This window comes from Sphingobacterium sp. UBA7249 (assembly GCF_002472835.1).
Taxonomy (GTDB): Bacteria; Bacteroidota; Bacteroidia; order Sphingobacteriales; family Sphingobacteriaceae; genus Sphingobacterium; species Sphingobacterium prati.
Genome location: NZ_DKST01000004.1, coordinates 1 through 24,114, shown reverse-complemented (window position 1 = coordinate 24,114; position 24,114 = coordinate 1). Strand labels below are relative to the sequence as shown.

22 protein-coding genes are annotated in these 24,114 nt (G+C 40.9%); 12 read left to right on the top strand and 10 right to left on the bottom strand.

The genetic code is table 11. The features are described from left to right. Positions 1-376: 376 nt before the first annotated feature. Both B4A24_RS02710 and B4A24_RS02705 read left to right on the top strand, forming a co-directional pair. Positions 377-2,011 (top strand): trypsin-like peptidase domain-containing protein, encoded by a 1,635-nt coding sequence (locus B4A24_RS02710; RefSeq protein ID WP_293942396.1) that lies wholly within the window; start codon positions 377-379, stop codon positions 2,009-2,011. Between the two features lie 103 nt (positions 2,012-2,114). Further along, positions 2,115-2,978, top strand: coding sequence for a helix-turn-helix domain-containing protein (locus tag B4A24_RS02705; protein ID WP_293942393.1), 864 nt, complete (start codon positions 2,115-2,117; stop codon positions 2,976-2,978). A 23-nt stretch (positions 2,979-3,001) separates the two neighbouring features. On the opposite strand, the gene B4A24_RS02700 is transcribed toward B4A24_RS02705, so the two are convergent. After that, positions 3,002-4,021 carry an aldo/keto reductase gene (locus B4A24_RS02700; protein WP_293942390.1) on the bottom strand — a complete coding sequence of 340 codons (1,020 nt, stop codon included), beginning with the start codon at positions 4,019-4,021 and terminating at the stop codon, positions 3,002-3,004. A gap of 195 nt (positions 4,022-4,216) precedes the next feature. Here B4A24_RS02700 and B4A24_RS02695 point away from each other — a divergent pair, with 195 nt between their 5' ends. The 5 genes from B4A24_RS02695 (at position 4,217) to B4A24_RS02680 (ending at position 7,790) form a co-directional block, all read left to right on the top strand. Next, the gene (locus B4A24_RS02695) at positions 4,217-4,813 is read left to right on the top strand and encodes a porin family protein (protein ID WP_293942387.1); all 597 of its coding nucleotides are present in this window, start codon (positions 4,217-4,219) and stop codon (positions 4,811-4,813) included. A gap of 68 nt (positions 4,814-4,881) precedes the next feature. Continuing rightward, positions 4,882-5,922 (top strand): sensor histidine kinase, encoded by a 1,041-nt coding sequence (locus B4A24_RS02690; RefSeq protein WP_293942384.1) that lies wholly within the window; start codon positions 4,882-4,884, stop codon positions 5,920-5,922. Positions 5,923-6,019: 97 nt separating this feature from the next. Further along, positions 6,020-6,718, top strand: coding sequence for a histidine kinase (locus B4A24_RS02685; protein WP_293942381.1), 699 nt, complete (start codon positions 6,020-6,022; stop codon positions 6,716-6,718). Next, on the top strand, positions 6,697-7,056 hold the full coding sequence (locus tag B4A24_RS23830; RefSeq protein ID WP_409456457.1) for a GHKL domain-containing protein: 360 nt from the start codon (positions 6,697-6,699) through the stop codon (positions 7,054-7,056). The genes B4A24_RS02685 and B4A24_RS23830 overlap by 22 nt, the downstream gene beginning before the upstream one ends. Before the next feature lie 5 nt (positions 7,057-7,061). After that, a complete protein-coding gene (locus B4A24_RS02680) occupies positions 7,062-7,790 on the top strand; it encodes a LytR/AlgR family response regulator transcription factor (protein WP_293942378.1) in 729 nt (242 codons plus the stop codon). Positions 7,791-8,070: 280 nt separating this feature from the next. Here B4A24_RS02680 and B4A24_RS02675 read toward each other — a convergent pair whose 3' ends face one another. From B4A24_RS02675 to B4A24_RS02635, 9 genes are all read right to left on the bottom strand, one after another. Then, on the bottom strand, positions 8,071-8,982 hold the full coding sequence (locus tag B4A24_RS02675; RefSeq protein ID WP_293942375.1) for a DUF6268 family outer membrane beta-barrel protein: 912 nt from the start codon (positions 8,980-8,982) through the stop codon (positions 8,071-8,073). A 296-nt stretch (positions 8,983-9,278) separates the two neighbouring features. Further along, the gene (locus B4A24_RS02670) at positions 9,279-10,883 is read right to left on the bottom strand and encodes a RagB/SusD family nutrient uptake outer membrane protein (RefSeq protein ID WP_293942373.1); all 1,605 of its coding nucleotides are present in this window, start codon (positions 10,881-10,883) and stop codon (positions 9,279-9,281) included. Positions 10,884-10,899: 16 nt separating this feature from the next. Continuing rightward, positions 10,900-14,007 carry a SusC/RagA family TonB-linked outer membrane protein gene (locus tag B4A24_RS02665; RefSeq protein WP_293942371.1) on the bottom strand — a complete coding sequence of 1,036 codons (3,108 nt, stop codon included), beginning with the start codon at positions 14,005-14,007 and terminating at the stop codon, positions 10,900-10,902. A 577-nt stretch (positions 14,008-14,584) separates the two neighbouring features. Next, positions 14,585-14,854: a hypothetical protein gene (locus B4A24_RS02660; RefSeq protein ID WP_293942370.1), complete on the bottom strand. Its 270-nt coding sequence runs from the start codon at positions 14,852-14,854 to the stop codon at positions 14,585-14,587. Positions 14,855-14,975: 121 nt separating this feature from the next. Next, complete coding sequence (locus B4A24_RS02655) at positions 14,976-16,322, bottom strand: c-type cytochrome (protein WP_293942367.1); 1,347 nt, start codon at positions 16,320-16,322, stop codon at positions 14,976-14,978. Between the two features lie 17 nt (positions 16,323-16,339). Then, a complete protein-coding gene (locus B4A24_RS02650; protein ID WP_293942365.1) occupies positions 16,340-17,806 on the bottom strand; it encodes a cytochrome c in 1,467 nt (488 codons plus the stop codon). A 192-nt stretch (positions 17,807-17,998) separates the two neighbouring features. Further along, positions 17,999-18,865, bottom strand: a complete 867-nt coding sequence (locus tag B4A24_RS02645; protein WP_293942362.1) for a helix-turn-helix domain-containing protein — start codon at positions 18,863-18,865, stop codon at positions 17,999-18,001. 446 nt (positions 18,866-19,311) lie between these two features. Further along, a complete protein-coding gene (locus B4A24_RS02640) occupies positions 19,312-19,806 on the bottom strand; it encodes a c-type cytochrome (RefSeq protein WP_293942359.1) in 495 nt (164 codons plus the stop codon). Between the two features lie 258 nt (positions 19,807-20,064). Next, positions 20,065-20,442: a hypothetical protein gene (locus tag B4A24_RS02635; RefSeq protein WP_293942356.1), complete on the bottom strand. Its 378-nt coding sequence runs from the start codon at positions 20,440-20,442 to the stop codon at positions 20,065-20,067. Positions 20,443-20,699: 257 nt separating this feature from the next. On the opposite strand from B4A24_RS02635, the gene B4A24_RS02630 reads away from it, so the two are divergent. From B4A24_RS02630 to B4A24_RS02610, 5 genes are all read left to right on the top strand, one after another. Continuing rightward, positions 20,700-21,509, top strand: coding sequence for a metallophosphoesterase family protein (locus B4A24_RS02630; protein WP_293942353.1), 810 nt, complete (start codon positions 20,700-20,702; stop codon positions 21,507-21,509). After that, positions 21,490-22,164: a hypothetical protein gene (locus B4A24_RS02625; protein ID WP_293942350.1), complete on the top strand. Its 675-nt coding sequence runs from the start codon at positions 21,490-21,492 to the stop codon at positions 22,162-22,164. Before B4A24_RS02630 ends, B4A24_RS02625 begins: the two co-directional genes overlap by 20 nt. A gap of 90 nt (positions 22,165-22,254) precedes the next feature. Further along, the gene (locus tag B4A24_RS02620) at positions 22,255-22,818 is read left to right on the top strand and encodes an RNA polymerase sigma-70 factor (protein WP_293942347.1); all 564 of its coding nucleotides are present in this window, start codon (positions 22,255-22,257) and stop codon (positions 22,816-22,818) included. Positions 22,819-22,839: 21 nt separating this feature from the next. Continuing rightward, positions 22,840-23,442 (top strand): hypothetical protein, encoded by a 603-nt coding sequence (locus B4A24_RS02615; RefSeq protein ID WP_293942344.1) that lies wholly within the window; start codon positions 22,840-22,842, stop codon positions 23,440-23,442. Positions 23,443-23,451: 9 nt separating this feature from the next. Then, a partial coding sequence (locus B4A24_RS02610) for a hypothetical protein (protein WP_293942341.1) occupies positions 23,452-24,114 on the top strand: 663 nt, incomplete at its 3' end.

Below are 24,114 nucleotides of genomic sequence, written 5' to 3'. Positions count from 1 at the left end.
ACTTTAGCTAGGTTGATAGTTACAGTTCATAAAGATAATTAAAAAGAATCAATACTTCCTACTCCGGTTACAGGCATAAGTTCTTCCTATTATTTTTACCTTGATAGGCCGTTTGCACCATAAATTTTTCAGCGAATGCCCCTTGCATAACTGGGGCGGCAGTAATATATTCAGAAGTACATCTACAACTTGTTTTTCTACATGCAAATCTGCTACCTTTGGACAGCGGCAACGCTGCTTATACCTAACCGTATATAAATCTACTTTAACAGCAGAATACATGAAACCTATCTACATAACAAACACGTACAACCAAGCAGTCCACCTTATTATCGTCTCAATTACTTTATGCTTAATTGCCTGCTTTAGCCAAAGCATGGCTCAAAGCCAAAGCAACGCTAGCCATTACATTCCCAAGACCATTATCGATAAAGCTCGGTCTGCCTCCATTAAGATGTTTGGAATTGACAGTGTGACGAGACAGCAAAATAGTGCTCCATTCAGCGGTGTCGTGGTGCGAGAAGACGGTTATATTCTTACGGTGGCACACGCCACAGTACCCGGTAACTTTTATCGGGTAATATTTGCCGACGGAAAACAAGGTATCGCCAAAGCGCTTGGGCGATTGGTGGTTGACCAACAGAGCAACCTGCCCGACATCGCCATGATGAAAATGCAGGGGCAGGGCCTATGGCCCTTTACCGAAATGGGCTGGTCCTCTTCCATAAGTGACAAACAGCTTTGCTTTGGGCTATCTTATCCAGAAACAGTTCCTTTTACCATTCCTTTTTTTCGCGCCGGCCGCATCTTAAAGAAAGTGGATAATTACGGTTTTATGTGGAGTAGTTGCATCATGGAACCAGGCGATTCGGGCGGTCCGCTCTTTGATGCAATGGGACGAGTGATCGGGCTTCATAGCCGCATAGACCGTCCAGAGGGCATCAATTTCGAAGTTCCGGTAGACAGCTATCGCAAATATTGGAGCAGCTTGACCCACGCTGTGGCGATCAATACCTATCCTATCTCGACAGATGCTATTGCGGGAGATCCCGCTAAAGCGAAGCTCTTAAAAATAGCCCTAAAAAAACAGACTGAACAACCAAAAACCACAATTCAGTCGCTTCCAATAAACAGTATAAGCCATGGCGATACCCTGCACATTCTTGGCACAGCATTTAAACTATCAAACAATAAACAGATCATTGTATCAAAAAGCAGTGAAGTAGCCGAAAATCCAACGTTGAACATCGGGAAAAGCACTTATCCCTTAACAGTCTTGCTGAGAGATGAAAAGACCGATTTGATTGCCTTATCTGCACCTAGCAAGTTATTTCCAGCATTTGCTATTTACACGGTGACAGACCAAGCGATAACAGACTCTTTGATCGGGCTAAATCTATGGTCTTTGCTTACGGCCAATCAAAGTAAAACAGGTGTGCTCGGCATGTCTTCTCAAGCTTTTCCGCGTATTCCTGTTCCCGGGACTTTCGATGCACAGATGCAGGAAATGAATGGTCTTCCGACTTTAACAAAAGTAGACAGCCTAGGAGCCGCTTGCCGCGCAGGCCTGCAATCCGGAGATCAGATTACAGCGCTGAATGGCAATGATGTATCCAGTGCCCTAAAAATCAATGCTGCCATGCAAAAATTTTCTGTCGGGGATACACTACTTGTTCAATATCGACGTGGGGTAGCCGATCTCCAAACAAAGGTAATTTTGTCTAAATGGCGAATTCGGGAAAACCCACATCCTGCGGACAATATCCCCGGAGGCAAATCCATTCGTAGAGACAATTTTCCAAGTGTATTTTTACATGATTCGCGTATTCATGCCAACGAGTGTGGTAGCCCGATCGTTGACGATCAAGGTAATTTTATCGGAATAAATATTGCGCGCTTTAGCCATACAGCCTGCATAGCAATTCCTCGAGACCTTGTACGGGAATTTCTATCCAAAGTACCAACTGAACATTTAAAAAATCAAAAAAGTACGACAGTAGCTGGCACGTAATTGCAAATTGTTTTTAAGATACATTATCGATCTGAATCCAATTACCCCAATGTTTTCAACGATAATGGTTATTATTGCCTTGAATTAATTTTCGCTGACCACCATGATAAATAGGCAAAAAAACAGACTTGATTTTACTTTATTAAATATAGGTTATGCTGAGCACAATGCGGACTGGAATTTTAAGAATATTAAAAGTCCTTTTGCCCGGCTACACTATGTTTGTGAGGGTGAGGCGCATATTATTTTACAGAACGAAGTGATTAAATTGCAACCGGGGCATCTTTACCTGACACCAGCCCATGTGCATCATGGTTACGAATGCCTCGGTAAATTTTCGTTGTATTATATCCATATTTATGAAAACCCTGCCCTCAGATCGAGTATTTTTGACCATTACATTTTTCCAAAGACCATCGAGGTCAATCAGTTATTGCATGAGCTCATCATTCGCCTTCATCAGATCAATCCTGGCAGTGCCCTGTCAATTTACGACCCTAAAAGTTACGAAAACTCCGCTGCAATAATCAAAAGTATCGCCCTACAAGGAGCATCTCCATATGCCCTAGAGGCCGAAAGCCAAGCAATTATCCAATTGCTGATGAGCCGTTTTTTAGCCGCGGCAACCGCTAAAATGCCACAGGTCGAAAAACGCCTCGTCCGGGTACTTGACTATATTGACGACCATATCCAGCACCCCATTACTATCGATCAGCTCGCCGATTTGACCTTTCTTTCCAAGGATCACCTTATCCGTTTATTTAAAAAACACCTGAATGAAACTCCAGTGAGCTATATAAACCGAAAGAAAATAGAAAAAGCCCAGTTAATGATGCTAGCTGATGATAGTAGCATCCAAGAGCTGAGCTTTAGGTTAGGCTTTGAAAATATATCTTACTTCAATAGGTTATTTAAAAAAGTAACCGGCGAAACCCCCACTGGTTACAAACGCAGCATGATAAAATAACCAATGGAGCCTTCTCTTTTTGATTAAGTCAAGCCTGCAGTAGCCAGTTCATTCCAAAATGCTGACGAGATCTTTCGGGTAGCCATGGCTACATTAGCTTGTACTTTTTCAGCTTTGCTTGTATTCAAGGCGACAGCTTTGACACCATCAATTCCAAATCCATAAGCAAAGCAGGCTTCAGCGGGGGTAACAGCATACTTCTGACAGATTTTCCAGAATCGATCCCGCCATTCATATAATGCTTTGCCCTGCTCGCTGTTTCGATCTACCAGCTGATAATTGTAATAATCACTGCCGACCAAAAATCCGCCATTGAATACCGCCGAATTGATGACAGTAATATTTGCTGCTGCCAGCTCAGCTATAAAAGTCAATAATTCAGCCGGATGATCGTGTATCGTCAAGCTATTGGCAATCATCACCCAATCCAAATCAACGTCCTGAACAAGACGTTGGATGGTGTTCCAGCTTTTGGACCCGACCCCTACTGCCAGCACCTTACCTTGATTTTTCAATTCGATCAGTGCACGATAGGCTTCCAGGATATCCTGATAACGTTGGCTTTCATCGGCCTGATTCAGTGCTTTGGCCAGATATTCGTCGGGATCATGTACTGAGACCAATTGTGCAGGATAATCCCCCAACATTTCATTTCCCTGATAAAAGCATTGCAAGATCCCTTCATAGCTAATCCGTTGTTCTGCATCATATTTCAGTCCTTGCCATACCCCCGGTTCAAAGGTGGGTTCATCTGCTTCCAGCGGAATCCGGTACCAGCCCAGTTTATTACTGATCAATACAGTAGAAGGATCAATTTCCAGTTGTTTGAGTCCTGCACCTAGCGATTCCAACGATAGGCCAGCGCCATATTTACCTGCCGTATCGAAAACGGCCAATCCTTTCGCTTGCTGAATACAGGCTCGTATAATTTCCAATTTGTCTGAAAATGGTATTTCATTGTATAGGTTACCTAAACTACTCGTCCCATAGATGACCTTTGGAAGTTGCACTAAGGGCAATTTCTTGATTGTTGTCGGTATCATTATCTGTTTTTGTAGTAAATGGTCAATACTACAAAGTAAAGTGGAATAAAAATTATGCTATATCGACTTAAATTAAAAAAATATCGACGTAATCACCACCACTTTTACCTTCGTCACTATAGACATGCCGTTCGTCAAAGACTTTTCTGCAGGCAACAACTCCTACGTTTTTTTGCACATATCAAAACAATAAAAATGAACAGAAAAGCAATTTTATCATGCGTTGTACTCTTCGCGATGATGTTAAGCAAAATGGTGTTTGCACAGGAGCAGCCCCGCATTCAAATCGGTATTAAAGGTGGGAGCAGCCTTAACAAGCTCAATACGGAGCTGGCAGATTTAGACGACAAATATGCGTTGGGCCTCCATATCGGTGGTATGGCACGTATCAATCTCGGAAGAGCTTACGTTCAGGGTGAGGCACTTTTCAGCAAACGTAAAGCTGCGCTCAAACCACAGGGGCAGACCGAATCAAAACTCAAATGGAATGCCATCGATATTCCGGTCATGCTCGGCTACAAAGTCGTTCAACAGCAAGACATGAATTTGCGCGTATTTGCAGGGGCGGTGTACAATTATACGCTAAATGACAACTTATCACCACTCAAGGCGATCAAAGAGAGTGTCAAACATTTCGATAAGTCAAATATTCAGTTTACGGGTGGCCTTGGTGTTGATATCCAAAAATTCAGTATCGATGTCCGTTACGAACGGGGGTTTTCTGATCTCAGCAAATCTTTCAAGTCCAAGCCACAAGCATTTTCCATTGGCGTAGGTTATTTCATATTCTAACATACTCTTTAACGCCAAACTTTGAAGGCAATTTCATATTCGCCTTCAAAGTTCTTTTGTTTTTACCTATGCTGAGCACCAAATACCTATACAGGCATCTTTTTTTCATTATTTTCTGGGCTGCGCTCTGGTTTGTCGTATGGATCCAAATCAAGCAGGACCTGGGCACATCAGTAGCTTTGCTATATACTTCAAGCGTGATGGTCGTAGCAATTGCCATTGCAAAAATCCTGAGTGATAGTGTTCTACCAAAAGCGCTTAAGACGAAACAAATGAAATCTTTTATCCTTCCAGCGATTTGCTTTACCCTCCTATCGGCATTGTGGATGGGGACACTTGATTTCTTTTTTATCTATTCAGATCAGTATCTGTCTACAAAAGAAAGAACCACCCTGCTATTGGTCCAATTTTATAAAGCGATTATTTCATCGTTATTGATGAATGGAACAGCCTGCGGTATCCGATTTTATCAGGAGCATGCGGACATACAACAGGAGCACAACCAGCTACAGCAGTTGGTATTGGAAAATCAGATCAAAGCACTACAAGATCAGATCAATCCACACTTGATGTTCAATGCCTTAAACCACATTCAAAAGCTGATGAAAAAGAACATCAAACAAGCCGATTATCTTTTATTAAAATTTTCAGATATGTTGCGTTATCAACTTTATGAAAGCAACCTGTCCAATGTGCTCCTTTCCCGTGAACTTCAATACTTAGAAGATTTTATCGCTATGGAAAAAACCCGATGTGATGATTGGTTAACAATCCGTACCCACTGCATGATTAGCACTTCCGGGCTACGTATTGTACCATTGATTCTCGTCCCTTTCGTCGAAAACGCATTCAAACACATAACCCGCCATACTGATCAACTTGGTGAGATGACAATCGACTTCCAGGAAGAAAAAGGATGGCTCCGTTTTACCATCAGGAATAGCGGTCCGGTGATCTCTGTTGACACAACTGAAAAGTATACGCAAGCGGTATCTCAGCAGATCACAAAACGGCTGGACCTACACTATGCAAACAAATATGTATTTACTGTAAAACAAACAGCACATTGCTTTACACAATTTGTGCAAATTGATTTATCACAGCCATAACCTATTGGTATCAGTAAACACCTACGTGTAAGACCAAAAGCTACCACTACGCACCATTGGCCACTCAACATCAAATCTATTTAGCTATTTTTGTCCTATGTTTAAAAAAAACTATCTCTATCGGAATCTCTTCCTCATGCTCTTCTGGCTTGTACTCTGGTTTGCGGTTTGGATTCAGGTGAAGCAGGAGCTAGGCGCAGGAGCTGCGCTTCTCCATAGTTCCGGGGTAATGATATCGTCCATCTTCATCTCTCAACTCTTGAGTGACAGCATTTTACCAAAAGCTATTAAAACACAAAAAATGAAGCCTTTTGTCTTCAAAGCCATCTTTTTTGTCCTTATTTTAGCTATACTGATCGGTGCAGTGGACGCCTATTTTATTCTGCAAAACCAGCAAGTATCGAGCGGCGATCGTTCCATGCTTTTGTTCGTTCAAAGCTATAAGGCTATCCCATCTTCCTTGCTAATCAATGGTACCGCTTGTGGCATCCGGTTCTATCAAGAGCATGCAAATATTCAACATGATCACAGCCAGTTGCAACAAAATTTTCTGGAGAGCCAGGTCAAAATTTTACAGGATCAGGTCAATCCGCACTTTATGTTCAACGTATTGAACCATATCCATATCCTGATGAAAAAAAATGTAGACATGGCCGATTATTTATTATTAAAATTTTCCGACATTCTACGTTATCAATTATACGAATGTAATCAGTCATTCGTGCTATTGAGCCGTGAGCTGCAATATTTACAAAATTTCATCAGCATTGACAATTGCGCTGGGGCGATGAGCTGACGGTCGAATGCAGCTGGTCACAATCAACCGAAGATCTACACATCACGCCATTACTCCTAATCTGTTTTGTCGAAAATGCATTTAAACATGTAGCTCGGCTTCCGAATCAAAAAGGTAAAATCAGCCTCAACTGTGTTGAAGTAGACGGGCATTTACAATTCCAGATCAGCAACAGCTATCAAGATTATCCCCAGCAAATTTCATCGCGACATTCTGGCATAGGACTCGAAAATGTCAAAAAGAGACTAGACTTGCAATATGAAAAGCTCTACTCCCTAAAAATTAAAAAGCAAGATGGCGATTTTTGCGTTGAGTTGACGATCGATCTTAACTGCTAAGCGAAATGGAACAAAAAAAGATGCGATGTATCATCGTGGACGATGAACCCCTATTACGGCAGCATATTGCCGAGATGACTGAGCAAGTCAACTTTCTGGAACTTATAGAAACTTTTCCATCGGCTCTGTCGGCTGCAACAAGACTGCAGCAAGGCGATATAGACCTTATTTTTCTAGATATCAATATGCCCTACCTCAATGGTATTGATTTTTTGGAGTCACTCGAAACGCCACCTTTATGCATTTTCATTACGGCTTATTCAGAATATGCTTTAGAAGGGTTTCGGCTACAGGCGGTCGATTATCTACTAAAGCCTATTGTCTTCCAACGTTTCTTTCAAGCAGCAACCAAGGCCTATCAACAGTTTGTGCAACGCAACAAGACACGCTTGGAATCCAGTGCCAATGATACCATGCTCTTTGTCCGACAAGGCGATGCTTTTGTTAAAATTTCCTGGACTGATATACTTTATGCCGAGAGTATGCAAAATTATACCAAGCTACACTTTAAGGAGCGGATCCTTACCATTCACCAGACCATGTTGGCGCTGGAGGAAGCCTTACCAAACAACCATTTCTTTCGCATACATAAGTCCTTCCTGGTCAATGTCAATCATATCGATATTATCTCCGGAGGGCGCGTATATATTGCAGATCAAGAATTGCCGATCTCCCGTACAAAAAGGGAGGAACTGCTCCAAAACGTTGTTTTTAGGAAGCTTCTGAGTCGTTAATTGGATGTATTACCATTCCGCAGTCGTTCAGTCCCAGAAATTCGCAGGAATTGGATCGAAGAACCAGTTATACTTTTGACTGAAATGAATCGCTGCCAATTTGTCACAGGAATTCACTTGGCACAAAAAGTGCAAGACATTAAACTCATAATTTAGGTTTATAATTGGTTAGGTTAAAACGCTTGGATCTCCCCGGTTCAAGCGTTTTTTTTATTGGATAGCGTCATAAGCAAATTTCAAAACATCCTCAGCCGCTTTGAATGACAGCTTTTATCACCAGTTAGTAAGGCATATTCCACTTAATTCCCACTGATGTATAGAAGGTCGGCGAAAACCTGGGATCTGCCTGTTTCTTTTCTTTGAAGAGACTCTTTAATGAACGGTCATTTTCGACATACATGCGTGCGAGTGTGCTTCCTCCCGTCAGCTGCAGTTTGAGGTTTTTGCCGAGATTAAATTGGGGCTGAATGCCCGCCGTCAGCAGCATAAATCCGCCCAGCGTAGACTTTCCGTTCTTTTCACGTTCGGCCGTCATCCCATCCAGATTAACCACCGCCCTTAAATCCATCAACTTATTTACTTGATAAGCAGCGGAGATCCCCTGTGGGAAATTCACGTTGAACTTTACTTTTCCATTTGTTTTCCAGTCAAAATATAATCCCGGCAGGATCATTGGCACCCCAAAGCTATTGCTCAGTACAGGTCCAAAGCCGAAAGCTAAATTAGGTCTAAACCGTTTGATAAAAAGTGCCCCCCCTTGTCCTAAAACATCTTTACCATTTACTTTGACAAGATCCGAATAGACACCGACCGATGCAAAGGTCAACAGCGTCCAATTTTTCTTTAGGGAAGTTAAGTATTGAAGCCCGATTTCGGCATTTAACATTTCAGTTGGAAAGAGAGATAGCTCGTAATCACGATTTTCCATTTTCGCATAGGAAGCCCCTACTTTCCAGGACCACCGTTTGATATTACCCAAGGAATCCACTTTGGTCGATAACGGTATTTCAAGATTGAACTGGATCCTTCTAAAGTCACTTTTTGATCCAGTCTTAACACTATCTTCTGGTCGGATATAGTTTGATAAGGGAACGTAGTCGACAACAACCTGTCCTGATACCGCATTTTGGGCATGTGCTGTCAGCGTTGCCAAACTATTGAACAAAATGGCACATAAAACTTGTTTCTTCATATTTTTTCAGCAAAGGAAGCCTTTGCGCCCCAGTGGCCGGAAATATTTTGACGTAGTGCAACTTTATGTTGACCAACTGCAAAGCTATAGCGATCTTTTTAGGCGTGCATTGAGCACCACGGTCATGCGGCGTAGTCTATGATTCACTCTTATATCACCAGTAATTGTATTAGCTACAAGAAATACTAGATCCGCTTAGAAAATGTATGCCATATCGGCAGAAACAAAAAAGACGCCCAATAGCGGACGCCTTCACCTAAAACTAACTATGAATAAAAAAACATTAATTTATGAAATCAATTGTTCATATCATTTCCTTTCAAATTTTTATTGTTGTCCAGTTCAGCCTGTGGAAAAGGATAATACATAGCTTTAGCAGACCAACCTGCTTTTTTTAGCGGTGCCAACCAAGACGCATCGGCCATTCCCCATCTTAACAGGTCAAAATATCGCTGATATTCGCCCAAAAATTCGACAAATCGTTCATGCACAATAATATTTTTGACAGAATTCAATGGAATACCGTTTTTTACGAGACCTTGTGCCATCAATCCGTCTACATCAGGAATTGTGCCGTTAGATTTTTGATACCAAAGGTGAGGCTGCTCATCTGGGACAATGTTATTGGCACGTTTGCGGACAAGATTGATATATTGTTTGGCAGCGGTAATATCACCACGTTCATTTAAACACTCCGCATATAGAAGTAAGACATCACTATAACGAAGAATACGATCATTGTTGCCATTATCAAAATCCGCTATCTGGACATCTGGGCAATATTTTCTCGTGCCATACATATCTTTGTTAGTGGCTAGATTTTTCATCCAATCGCTATAAGAAGTGACTTTTCCATCCAGTTGCGTAAACTTCGCTCCATTTTCACACCATAGCGTCATGTATTTTCTCGGGTCCCCATCCTCAAATTCATCATGTGCCATTTTGTTGGGAGCCAGATTCCACCATGCGCCACCTGTGCCATCAAACATACCGATTTCTTGCCAGCGCCATGAGCTTGAGATATCATCTCCTAACCATCCTGGTCCATTGTAGAGCTGTACCTCAAAAACAGATTCCTGATTATTCTCTTTCGCTTCCAAAAAATTATCGCGATACGAAGACATCAATTGATACGCTTTGCTATCGATTACATTTTTTAATTGGACTTCGGCGTTCGCAAAATCGGCTACCTGTCCTTTTGCTAAAATTGGCTTGTACATATAGGTTTTAGCCAGATACGCCTGAGCAGCGCCTTTTGTTGCCCTACCGATCATTTTATTGTCGGCATACAGTGCTCCACGAGTGGGCAATAATTCGGCGGCTTTCTTAAAATCATCAACGATCAATGCATAGACTGCACCGGCCTGTGCATTACTTGGATAATAGTCTTCATTTGTTTCAACAGGCTTTTGGATCAGCGGAATTGTCTCGCCAAAAAGCATCCCTAGATGTAGATAGTTCAGTCCTCTCAGAAAATACGCTTCCCCCAAAAGTCTATTCTTTCTATTCTGGTCTATCTCCCCAGAAAAATTATTTATGCGCTCGATGGCCAGGTTTGCAGCAAACACGCCATTCCAAAAGTCTTTCCAGGTCAGTGCTGCCATACCATCGCTCGCAGGCGTGTTATAAGTATCCTGGTACATCGGTTCCCACTTAAAGGTATGGTTATAGTCATCTCCGGGAGCCAATAGTTCGTAGTATAGACTACGGGCGTAGCCCCCTTGCGTGCGACCAATCAATGCCTGATAGGCAGGTATCACCGAATTTTCCAACTCATCGGCTGTTTTATAATAGGTATCTGTCGACAATTCCTGTGGATTCGATAAATCCAGATTCGGTTTGCAGCTCAAAAGCTGTAACAATAAACCCACGACACCTAGTTTTATATATTGTCTATTCATGGTAACCCTATATTAATTAGAATGTAAATTGAATCCCGATAAAATATTCTCTCGAATTGGGAAAACTCAGCCCCCAAGGAGTCTGCCCGTCGATTCCACGGCTTAAGTTAGAACGCGTATCCCCTGAGCCAACTTCAGGATCATAGCCCGAATATTTGGTAAAGGTCAACAGGTTCTTTGCACCAATATAAAATCGCAGGCGATCAATCTTCCACCGCTGGAGCGTGGGGCTTGAGATACTATACCCAATGTTGAGCACCTTCAATCTCAAATAAGACCCATCTTCCACAAACCTATTTGATGCTCTTAGATTTTGATTGGGATCTCCCAGTACAGCGCGTGGAATATTGGTATCTGTATTTTTTGGATACACCGTCGTTTCACCTGATACAGGGTTTTTGAAGATGAGTTCCTCTGATCGGTATCGATCAAGAGTAGAAGCAAAATTATTGTAATAATGGTACATACCCTCTCCCCAATAGCGACTATTGTTGTAGATCTCATTGCCTTTACTTCCCTGCCACATCATCGACAGGTCAAAAGTACCGATAGCACTTTCATAACTTAAATCAGCGTTAAAGCCGTAGCTAAAGTCAGGTATTGGACTTCCCAAAAAATCCTTATCCTGATCGTTTAGAATCTTATCTCCGTTCCGATCGTTAAACCTGACATCACCAAGAGCGGCATTCGGTGCAAATGCTTTATCGGCATCCAGTTGCGCCTGATCGGTATATAATCCGTTGGTTGTATAACCCCAAAATTCACCCACAGAACGGCCAACCGCTGTTCTTGTTACATTTTCCCCTCCCGGAGCGATACTACCCCAGAGAATTTCATTATTGTTGCCCAGGCTTAATACGCGGTTCTTGACCAAAGATAGGTTTACCCCAAAATTATAACTAAAATTACCCGATTTATCTCGGTATGCCGCCAATATATCCCAGCCCCGGTTCCGTATACTTCCAGCATTCAGCACAGGAAAGTTATTCACATATCCAGCAGTAAATGAAATTGGCACATTGATCAGCATATCCTCGGTTTTCTTATTGTAGTAGTCAACTGTCAAAGCGAATTTGTGCTCAAACAATTCCAAGTCGAGGCCAATGTCAGTAGAATATTGGCTTTCCCATTTTACATTTGGATTGGAAGGAGTCTGCGGTAATGCACCGGTAACCATTACATTATTCAAATAATACCATACGTGGTCGAAGCTGACAGTCCGTTGGTATTGGTATTGGGCAATATCCGAATTGCCAAGAAGACCATAACTACCTCGCAGCTTCAGTTCGCTAATAGACGGAAATGCTTTCATAAATGCTTCTTGGCTAATCCGCCATCCGGCAGATACCGAAGGAAAATTTCCGTATCGATATTGATTGCTGAAGTTGGCCGATCCATCCCGCCGCATATTAAATGTCAGTAGGTAGCGACTGTCATAGTTATAATTGATCCGCCCCAACATGGAGTACATTGCGGATTGTCCCACAGCCGACCCCACCAAGCGGGAACTTGCTAAAGAAGCCGAATTGAGGATCAATACATCTGGACTTGGTAAACCACGAGCACCGGCATTTACGGCATTGTAGCGTGACTCCTCCGAGGTGATACCTGCCAACGCCGATACCGCATGCTTGCCAAAAGTATTTTCATACGTCAAGGTATTTTCAAATAGCCAGCGATTATTTTGCCTACTGGAAATATTGAGTTCATCAGGACTATGATTTTGATATTGGCCGACCGAGTAGTTGCCTATATATCCCTCATTTCGAATACGGCTAATATCTATTCCCATATTAAATTTGTAAACCAGCCCCTTTACAATTTCATAAGTGGCCCAAGCATTTCCATTTACAAAGAAATTGTCGTTGACATTCTTGTTCAGATATGCATTTGCCAATGCACTCTGCACATCGGTTCCATTCCCGGCGCCAGCAAAACCAGTGCTGCTATTGGCGTCAAATAAGGGTAATGTTGACGACCATTTTTGAGCATCGATAATATTTTTATCACTCCAGTTCCGACGAGTATACCCTAGCGATAAGGTCTCCCCTATCTTGAGTTTTCCTTTTGTAAAATCAGAGATAAACTGCGTTCCATAATATTTACTTTTATCTTGAATAATGATCGACTTGTCTGTTGAATAAAGACCAGTAAGTCTAAAATTAGCATTTTGGGAGCCACCAGAAACAGAGAGATTGTGACGCTGATAATTACCAGTCTGTAGCAGCTCGTCCATCATATTATACCCCTGTCCTATTTCCGTGGGTTTGGAAAGCGCTGGCAGATAATCCGTACGATTAGGATCCTTGTTGTACATTTCTTCATTGATGAGTTCGGCCAATTGCTGGCCATTGAGCAAGGGGACATTATACGTTATCTCTTTAATTCCGCCAAATGCATTATAATCAAGCTTTACATCCGTAGCTTTACCACGTTTGGTAGTCACTAAAATAACGCCATTGGCTCCACGAGCGCCATAGATTGCACTTGATGCAGCATCCTTCAAGACCTGGATGCTGGCTATGTTATTTTCGTCAGGCATTGCTCCGCCAATCATCCCATCCACCACATAAAGAGGATCTGTCCCATTAATGGATCCAACGCCGCGAATACGGATTGCTCCATTAGTCACCTGAACTCCCGGCACAGCACTCTGAAGCGTGGCAATTGTACCTCCAGGTACTTTCACAAGATCTTTGGTATCCACAACAGCAATAGAAGATGTCAAATCTACCTTCTTCTGTTTACCATATCCTACGATCACCACTTCATCCACAGCAATTTCAGCAGCAACAAGTGGGATACTGATCTCAGCAGAATTGCCTATAACATATTCCGTATTATTATATCCTACATTGGACACAATAATTACCTCTCCCGGATTTAGCCTAAGTTCAAATTCTCCTTTTTCATTTGTCGAGGTACTGATTGCTTTATTCTTGACTTTGATCGATGCGCCGATAATAGGTTTTCCATGATCACTTATGATCTTCCCATGGATTACCCGCTCTTGTGCAGATAGGCGTCCAATGGCCATCAACATGGAAACCATCAACAACCACTTCACTTTCCTATTCCTTTCTTTGGCAATGCAAAAAAAAGAAGATGCAAAATTTTTGTTCATAATCGTTTTTTGAGATAAAATTGTCGCACTCGCCTTTAAATGGCAAATACTTGGTTATTTTAAAATATTGGTTATTCTTTCAACACGTTATAGTTATGAAATTCCTAAGGAGACGCACCGGATAACGATTCGTATCACTAGGAAGAGATTTCATCAGACCTAAAATTTATTGCTATTTAAATTTTGTAGCTAATTCGCCAATTGGTTATAGAGCAAATCTATAGTTTATGAGAAGACAGCTTTGCGACGAATAATTAAAAGAAGGGTAAAAATGTTTAAAACCTTGCACAAACGACCTAACAGTGAGTCGATAGGCAGCAAATTGACAGGATGCCTTCAGCTCATTCTGGGTTCTTTATTATACTACTTACCGCAAATATTACAGCCCCGTAGGAGACCTCCACGTCATGGTTATGTGCAAATCAAAGGTACGGACCAATCTCTAAAATTTTGAAAAGCCTATCTGCTGTCACAGATTGAGCTGGCTGATTAGGGTCACATACTAGAAATGGATTTGAGCAGTAGGCGAATGAGCTAAATTCTAGCCTACTGTCAAATCTGGGTTATGTAAAAAAATTTAATAGAGTCCTTTAATAAACTGATAGTCCTCTTCAAGATGATCATCACTATGCTGAAGTGTATTATCCTTTAGTATAAAGAGATATAAGCTAGCGATGTGTATGCTCTGCAATGCCACAATCAATATCGAAAACATTCCTGTCAGCACGGCCATCCAGACAAGTGGCGCTTTGTATTGGTACCATGTCCAGGCAAAAACGGCCAATAAAGTGATATCCATCATGTACATAAAATACAAATAGGTTCTTGTGACGTTAAACGTTCTCATAATCTGTTTATTTTACCATTTCCAAAATCATATAAATCACTTGCCCCAATACCATGGTTATCAACATCGTATCCAACAAGAGGTCTTTTTTACCGTTTAATTCATTCAATTTCATCGTTTTTTATTTTACGGACAGTACATACTTCGTTATTTCGGTCAGTTCCACATCCGACAATTGTGGAAAACCAGGCATTTGCGGAAAATCAGCTCTTTTCTTTCCCGGCACTTTAATCCAATTTTTTAATCCTTCTTCATTGCCATTATAGATCTTTGCCATTTCCTGCACAGGTGGCCCTACCAGACGTTGTTTTTCCTTATGGCAGCTCGCACAATTTTGTTTGAATAGAGCAGTGCCTTGCGCCAGATCGCCCAATTCCGGATCAATCTCCACGTATGTACCATCACCGACCTGATGCTCACGGGCCGCTTTGCTCAGCCGCTCAAACGCTTCTGTCTTCGCAGCGATCAGATCGCGATGTTTATGCAATGCTTGTTCACGATATAACTGGCGACTTCCGCCATAGACCAGGATAAAAAACAATATACTAGTCATTACCTTCCAAAATTGGTTATCCCTTTTTTGCTCACTATCAGCAGAGAGAGCCTTCCAGGAAAACCACAAGGACACAAATAACATGATACCACCAAATACCATCAGCTCAAGGACTTCAAAATTTATCCCCTTTGCAGGCAGACTAATCATCACAACGATGCCAAAGATAATTTGCAGGCCAAGGCCAAAAGTGGTCACATAATAACCCATTCTTTTCAATGTATTCCGATTAAAGGTCTGATACAGTAGCCCCACCGGATACGACTTTCGACCATTGTACCAAACGATAAATATACCCGTCACTGTCAGACAAGCACCAAGAAACTCCATATACCGAGGCAATACATTAGGTAATATCAATGCACTCATAAACCCTTTAATGTATGCCCAACGTTCAGGAAACAGCATCAAGTTTACATTGGTCAGAAATATGGTTGGGACGATCAAAAAGATGAACACAGCCAAAGCGATAATACTGATATGCAAATACTTATAATTAACCATCGCCTTCCAGGTGTATTTGTGTAAATAGGTCAGCAAAAAAGCAATAGTTACCAGCGGAATGATCATAAACCAAGCCAGTCCCGTAAGTGCATTGGCTGAATAAAAATAGACCGTATACAAGGTATTGATACTTAGTAAAGGGGCTACGCCCAATACCACCGCCATACTTTTATTAACGGTCACTGTTTTAGCTATTTCATAAGCAAAAACATCATAATCGTTATTTCTCAATCCCTTGATCTCAGCAAAAAGGGTAAGTATGCTCCCTCCAACCATCAGTTTGACAAATATAATGTGGAGCAGAAATGACACCACCAATAAAGTAACCAATAACCATTCTGGTAAAGGAAGATCCAAGGGTAGATCCCTAGGAACAGGCGTATTAGATGCCTGTAATAAATTTATATCCATAATTGAAAGCGCTGTTATTATCTTTTTGAAACTGACAGGGTATCCGCATACATTTTAGTGGACTGTTCACTATTCTGCATCGGATTGACCACGATGCCATCGGCCTGCGCACCTGACAGGGATTCACCAGTCTCCTGTAGGTGTTTGATATAGGCGACTAAGGCTTCTAGTTCTTTTTTATTTCCGGGAAATGGGGGCATAAATGTACGGCCTTGGTGCATATTGGGGATATACGCTGTCATTGATTCTTCATCCAATGGTTTACCCCTTCCATACATTTTTTCAAATACATTCACAACGGAATTGATCCCATTACTGGTATGGCAACGGCTACAGGTCAACATAAAAACATTTTGACCAGCTTCGACTTTATTTTCCGACGTAATCTCATGGACAGATGTATAGGTTGCATGTTTTAAAATTCCATCCTTCTTATACAGAGGATAATCTTCTTCGCGTAATAGGTTCGAATACATATAACCACCAATGACATAAGGTTTTCGGACAAACTCGCGCACGCGTTCGAAAATCCCCAGAAAACCAAAGATGAATAAACAAGGAACGATGACCACCGCGACATTTATCCTTTGGGGTTTCCATATTGCCCAGCCAGCCAGCAGAATCGAAAGCGCCGTTGCTCCGATAATAACGTATTTAAGTACATCATAATACTGCGCAAAGTCCATTGATCCCACCGCGGTACTCATATTAGCCTTCATGGCTTTGGGCATGGCATTCCAATAATAGATTGCGCCAGCCAGTGCGAAGGGTGTCCAGGCCAAAACCCATTTACCTCCCAATTTGATCACTTGAGACCGGAGTATTGACCCTTTTTTTGTAAACAAGGTTGTAAGCAGCATACCGAATACGCCCCCCATCAACATGGCCACAGGTGTCCTGAAAAACAGTTGTGGGATATAAATCGGATTTGTAAAGCCATTAAACAGACTCTTATGTGTATTCCAATTGCCCGGATCCATCATAAAGCTCAATATCGATACAATGATGACCATGGTGATCCAGGAAGCAATACTTAAAAATGCACCAAATCGAATATGCTTTAATTTAGATCGGAGCGATCGATTCGCACTCGTCCAGGTCAGGTAGTAGATCGAAATCAACACGACCTCAGTGACGAAAACCAACCATTCCGTAAACCAAGCCCAATAAAAAACCCGAATTAAACTTCCTATCGAACTGGGGCTTACAAGTGCGACAGCAAACCAGATTCCTACACCCGTCATTGCGCCAATGGTTGTCGTAATGATAAATCCTACTTTCATCTTATTATGGATAAGCTCATCCCATTGCCAATCCGCAATCTGGTCCTTACCCGCACGTTGTACCCCCTTAAACTCAAGCCAGGTGATATAAGGGATAAACCCTACTGCAAGGCCGTGATTGATCATTACATGTATAATCGCTACCGCTGCGATCAAAAATCGGTCGTTCAACCAATCTAAGTGAAACATTGGAAAATCCATCGCTATTCTTTTTTTACAAAGATCTGCATCTAACACTCCGATAGGCAGAAATAACAGTTCGGATGCTTTCTGTTTCTATCCGATCTCATTTGATAAAAAGTCGGCTTGTTTCCATTTTCGTACCTATTAGGTCATAGGCACAAAAAAGCCTTTTCCATTCCGGGGAAAAGGCTTTTTTGCACTTGTTTAATCCTATTGGTTTTTTCTAAATTCTTCCGGACTATGTCCCTTCTTTGCTTTAAAAAATGTGATAAAATAAGGCACATTTTCAAAACCAAGTTCAAAGGCTATTTCCTTTACTGTTTTGAATGTATGGTATAGTAAGCGCTCCGCTTCCAATACAATCCGATCCCGAATGAGTGTACCGCAGCTCATACTCCGCTTTTCACGGCATATACGGTTTAAGTAATTGACTGAAATATTCAATCGACCGGCGTAGAAGGATGGAAATCGCTGCTGTTTATAATTTTCGTCCACTAAGGTTTCAAAGGCGACCATTCTTTCCTCTTTTTCGTCCATCTGAACAAACCCAAAATTCTTTGTAATTTGGCGACCCAGCATCTGAAGCAAAATATTCAGATAATTACGCAGGACCTCCCTTGATCCCAGTTTAGCTGTATCGTATTCTACCTGCATCAGTTCCATTAGGTGGATGCATCTTTCGATTTCATCACTAGTCAGTACAAAGCCATTCATCCGGTTGCTTTTTAAAAAGTTAAAATAGTGCACCGCTTCGGTATTGTATCGCTGCATAAAAAAAGCTTCGGTAAAAAGGATGACGCATCCTTCCACAGGTACATTATGCTGGAAACTGCAAACGCAATTAGAACTTATACTTACGATATCATGCCGGCCCATGGTATACATTCTTTTATCGGCCATCATCACGAGGTTACCCTCCTGAATCAACAATAAACTATAGAATGAGCGCGCATGCAGTGTATTCTGGTTGCCTTTAGCATGTAAATATTCGGCGATGGGCATAATAACAATCCCGTTGGAAGCCGAATCAATATCTTCTAGTCTTAAAAAATCTAGTTTTTCTTTTCGTATTACCATTATCTTATTCTTTTCTTCAATAAAAAATTTAAAGGGAAACGGTTATACGATAGGGGGTTTAAAAATCCGCATGAACGTGCCTTTGCACAGCTTGTTACCTTTTGTCGGAGGACAGCTTAACTTTAAAAATAAACTAAATGGTTGCTCCCAAGTTAGTGGATTGACGAGTTGGACAAATAGCAATATTTCGGCACTTTTCACTTTGATAAGTACATCGCTAACATCCTTCTGTTCCACAGTCTTTTCACTCAGGTAGCAGAAACCTTTACAGGTCGCAGCAGGTTCATACCGGTAAACACATAGATTTTGTTCAATATAGTCCTGATTGCACTCATAAGCGACAAACACCCACAATAAATTGGTTGCTTGCAAACAAATTACCCAGGCAATAAGTACACAAAACAATGTTTTCACCTTAAAGGATTTCATTGGATCAATTCAATATCTTATTTCGTTGTGCTATTCCGCTCGCGGAGATACTCCAAAATTGCGCGAGCCTCCTCTTCCTGTAAGCCTAGACTAATCATTGGCGATGCAAACTCCTTGCTCAATGCTTTGGCATCTGGATCCTTTTCAAGCATTGTCGCAGGATCGAGCATCATATTCATAATCCATTCCGGTGTACGCCGTGTGACGATGCCATTCAGTGATGGACCTACCAATGTCCGATCGAAGCCATGGCACATAGCACATTTCGAAACAAACAACTCTACCCCTTTAGTTGCGAGCTGCGCATCAAAAGGTTTATGTGCAAAAGATTTGATGGCCCCGACGCCTTTCGGTCCATCTATTTTATAATCCAGCATTTCAACCGTTGATGTCGTACTCATGTGTTCGGCAGCATTGTTTTCCGACGCCTCTTTTTTATTCCCATCGCCAGCGCAAGCTATAAATACGATAAAACCAAAACAGGTTAAAATAATATTGAATCTATTTTTCATTTTTTTCTCTCTTCATTAATTTCATTTAAACAATACGAAGTGCTCCTAGGTCCTTCCTGCCGGCTCAGGATTCAATAACTTCTTCTGACGGCCCTTCTAGCCCACTATAGGCAAGCCTCTATCGGACGAAGAATACGCAAGGCAGTTGATCAGCGAAAGGACAGTATGGGCATAGTTATCCCGTGAAGGATAAGACATACGGCGCAGTCCACTAGCATAAAATGCTAATCGCTGTATCCAGTAATTTTATTAGAAACGTTAAACGAGCGGTGGGTGAAAAATAGAAAAGATGGGACGGTAAGCATAATCTTCTTTCACTTCTGGAAAAGCCAGTGTAGCGGCTATTTCGTCAAAAGTAGAAGCTTCAAAGCTAAGATTCAGGGGAGTATTGATAAAAACAACATCAAGAATACGTGTTTCAAGATTTTTTTGCTCCTTTTCTTCATGCTCACGCATCTTTTTCATCAATATACATTGACCTCGACAGGAAAGCGCTTTTTCATTAAAGCGATTGATACATTCATACCTGGCAATGTAATCTCTATTAATCTGAAAAACAGACCATATCCATACACTAGAGAAACTCTGGAGGAGCATCAAAGGTAATAAGATCCATATGAATTGTTTCGCTTTCATGTCTTGACAATGTAGCAAATATAATAATTAATAACACCCAAGCTGGAAATAATTTAAGAATTCCAATAGAAAAACAATCTCCCTGCAAGATGAATCCACAAAAAGTCGTTTGGGTTATAATCATGTACTGATATAGGTTATAGCGTCAAAATCAGTCTGTATAATATCATTTAAGCGTAATAATAATTTGTAAAAACGAAGCAATCTATTCTTAAAACTTACTTTTGGATTCAAAAAGTCAACAACTAAGAGCTCAGATGAAAAAATTTTGGATTTATATTGTACTCGCTTCCATTTCACTTCTTATTCATAGCTGTAATATGTTTGATATTCACCCATACTCTGGTAAAATAGAAGGAAGACAAGACATCAACCGTGATAACATTATAAAAATCGAACGTGATTATGCTGACAGAGACACAATAAAGTATGCGTTTATCAGTGACTCGCAGCGCTGGCATGACGATCTTGACGATTTTGTAAAAATAGTCAACAAACGTAGTGATATTGATTTTATTATCCATGGGGGTGATATCAGCGATTTTGGTCTCACCAAGGAATTTTTGTGGCAACGCGACATCCTGGAAAAGCTAAAACAACCTTATGTAGCGCTGCTAGGCAACCACGATTGCCTGGCCAACGGCGAAGAGATTTTTGAACAGGTATTTGGCAGCCCTAATTATAGTTTTATTGCTGGGAAAACGAAATTTTTATGTCTAAATACCAATGCATTAGAATCGGACTATTCGACACCGGTGCCTGATTTTTCATTTATTGAGCACGAACGCCAAACGGATAAAGGGCGTTCTGAGCAAACAGTTGTGGTGATGCACGCCAGGCCGACTTCAGACCAGTTCAACAACAATGTGGCTGCTGTCTTTCAATATAGTATCAGGCAATACCCCAATCTACTCTATTGCAGCAATGGTCATGATCATACCTATCAGCAGGAAGATATTTTTAAAGATGGGATTATTTACTACGGTACCCCCAATATCGGCAAACGTCAATATCTAATTTTTACAATCACCAAGGATCACTATACGCATGAACTTGTCTCTTATTAACACTCAAAAACTTTTTATCGCGCTTGTTTCTCTATTCCTTTCGACAGTCAGCCTAGCCCAGTCATCCGATCAACAGCAACGCGATACGCTGTCCAGCGCGGGCAATACCAAGGAACTTAAAAGAGCAGCCCTCAGCCTTGTCCCCTCCAGCTATATGATCCAATATGCTGGCTCCATCGGCTTACTATCTGCGGGTGCTGGATGGGATTATGGTAGACAAAAACAATGGTCAACAGACTTCTTGATGGGTTATGTACCAAAATACGATACCGACCGTGCCAAGCTCACCATGACCATACGGCAGTCTTATAGCCCTTGGACGCTGCAGCTTCATGAGCAGCTCAGCTACCATCCCTTGCGCACTGGCATTTACCTCAATACAACACTTGGCAAACAGTTCTGGTACAAGGAGCCGGACAAATATCCAAGTAGTTATTATAAATTCTCCACCAGGTTACGGATCAATATTTTTGTTGGCCAGGATTTTAGCTATAAGTTCAAATCAAGCACCTCCTATTTCGAAGGCTTAAAATTTTATTATGACCTGCATACCAGTGATCTTTACCTAATCAGTGGTATACAGAATAAATATCTAAAATTTGACGACTACATTGGGTTAGCATTGGGCATCAAATTTCAAATCAGAAGAAAATAACAACTTGTTTGTATTCAGAAGATCAAAGAATTGATATTTGCCGTTAGCTTTATTTGTAATAAGTCTAAATAGAATGTATATTTGTTCGCTTTGAAAATCTCAATACGTAAAATAGCGATCAGCAAACGACAATTTGAAGAGTTTTTCCAAACGTATTGGAAAAGGATGTATGCTTTCGCGCTCAAAAGCATCGGGGACGAAGATGATGCCAAGGAGATTGTCCAAGATGTTTTCAAATCCCTATGGGAAAGAAGATCTGATCTTCAGCTAAATGATGCTGAACGTTATCTTTTGCGCTCAGTGAAATTGAAATCGCTGGAATTTCTTAGAAATAGAAGCAACAAGCAACGGCATCATGACCTAATCTCAAACAGCAAAACTGAATTTTATGAAGACAATAACCTTTATTACAAAGAACTTAAGAATCATTTGGATGATGCTGTTGATTCCTTACCCAAGCAATGTAAAAACGTATATAAACTGAGCCGCGATGAGGGATTGACCAATAAAGAAATCGCAACAAACCTATCGATTTCAGAAAGAGCGGTCGAATACCATATCAGCAAGGCATTATCAGTGATCAAGATCAGACTTAAAAAGTATTGTAATATCCATATTGCTCGATTCCTATTAATTACTTTTTTGTACTTTTGAATGTATACGGATTATCAAAAAATGGAAATCAACCAAGATATACTAAAAAAATATGCTTCAGGTCAATGTTCTGAGGCTGATAGGCATTTAGTCGAAAACTGGTTGAACGATGATTCCTGGCACAGTATCGCTGAAAGCACTCCAGTAAACGAAGAAGTTGGCTCTGCTATATGGGATAAAATCACAGCAGATGCTACTCACAACCACAAAATAAACTGGATCAAAATTACTGCAGCAGCAGCAGTCGTTTTTGTGCTCGGCTGTTCTATTTTCCATTTTTCTCACCCTACTTTAGATAACCAAACATTTAGTAATACGTCTGTGGACAACAGTAAGTTCTTCACCGAAGACCACTATGATGTGCAATTAAGTAAAAATAGTACAGCCCATATTGATTTGATCAATAAAAAACTAACTTTCTCAGGAGACTTTATCATCAAACCTAAAAGGGATTTTGAGCTTTTGGACAATAATCATAATATCTTGGTCTTTAAGGCTGGAAAAGAATATTTTGTATCTGATTCGCCAGATTTTGGTAAAATCGTTGCATTTCAAAAAAGTGACCTCGCTTTTTTACCGTCGAATATGCAAATTAAAATCAGAGAACAATTTCAAAGCATTTAAAAAATAAGCATGAAGCGATTATTATTATTGTCTTTTCTAGTAACTTTCATTTTTTCGTGCAGGCAAATTTCCCCAAATAAAATCGACCCGAATTTTGTTCTTTGTTTGTTCAACAAAGATGAAAGCCCGAGCAGTTTATTGTTTGCCGAAAGCTTAGATGACGACGGGGGTACTACCCTTCAAATCCCCTTATCCACCTCGCATATACAGGAAAGAGAATATATTTATAAAAATGGCTTCTTTTATAGATTATCGAGCCAGACAAATGTCTTTAGCAAATACCAGTTACAGGGGTCATCATTAGTTCTTATCGATAGTATACCATTAAAGAACCGTGATTTTGAAACCATCACATGGAAAGACGATAGCAATCTCATTGCAGCCTGCCGTGAAAATATTGTAGGTGGCAAAAAACAAGCCCGCATCTACCAAATCAATGTTGAAGCGATGCAGATCGTAAAAGAAAACACCATTATTTTGCCGTTTGCCACAAAAGAATATGGAGCGCTACACGTCGGTCTTGTAGATATTGAAAACGACGATCTTTGGCTAGCCTATTCCTATTTTAAATCAACGGGAAAATATAGCTATACAACATCCGATACCACCTATTATGCCACCATAAAATATGATAGTTTTAAGCTTACTAATATTCAGAAAGAAACGCGTTCG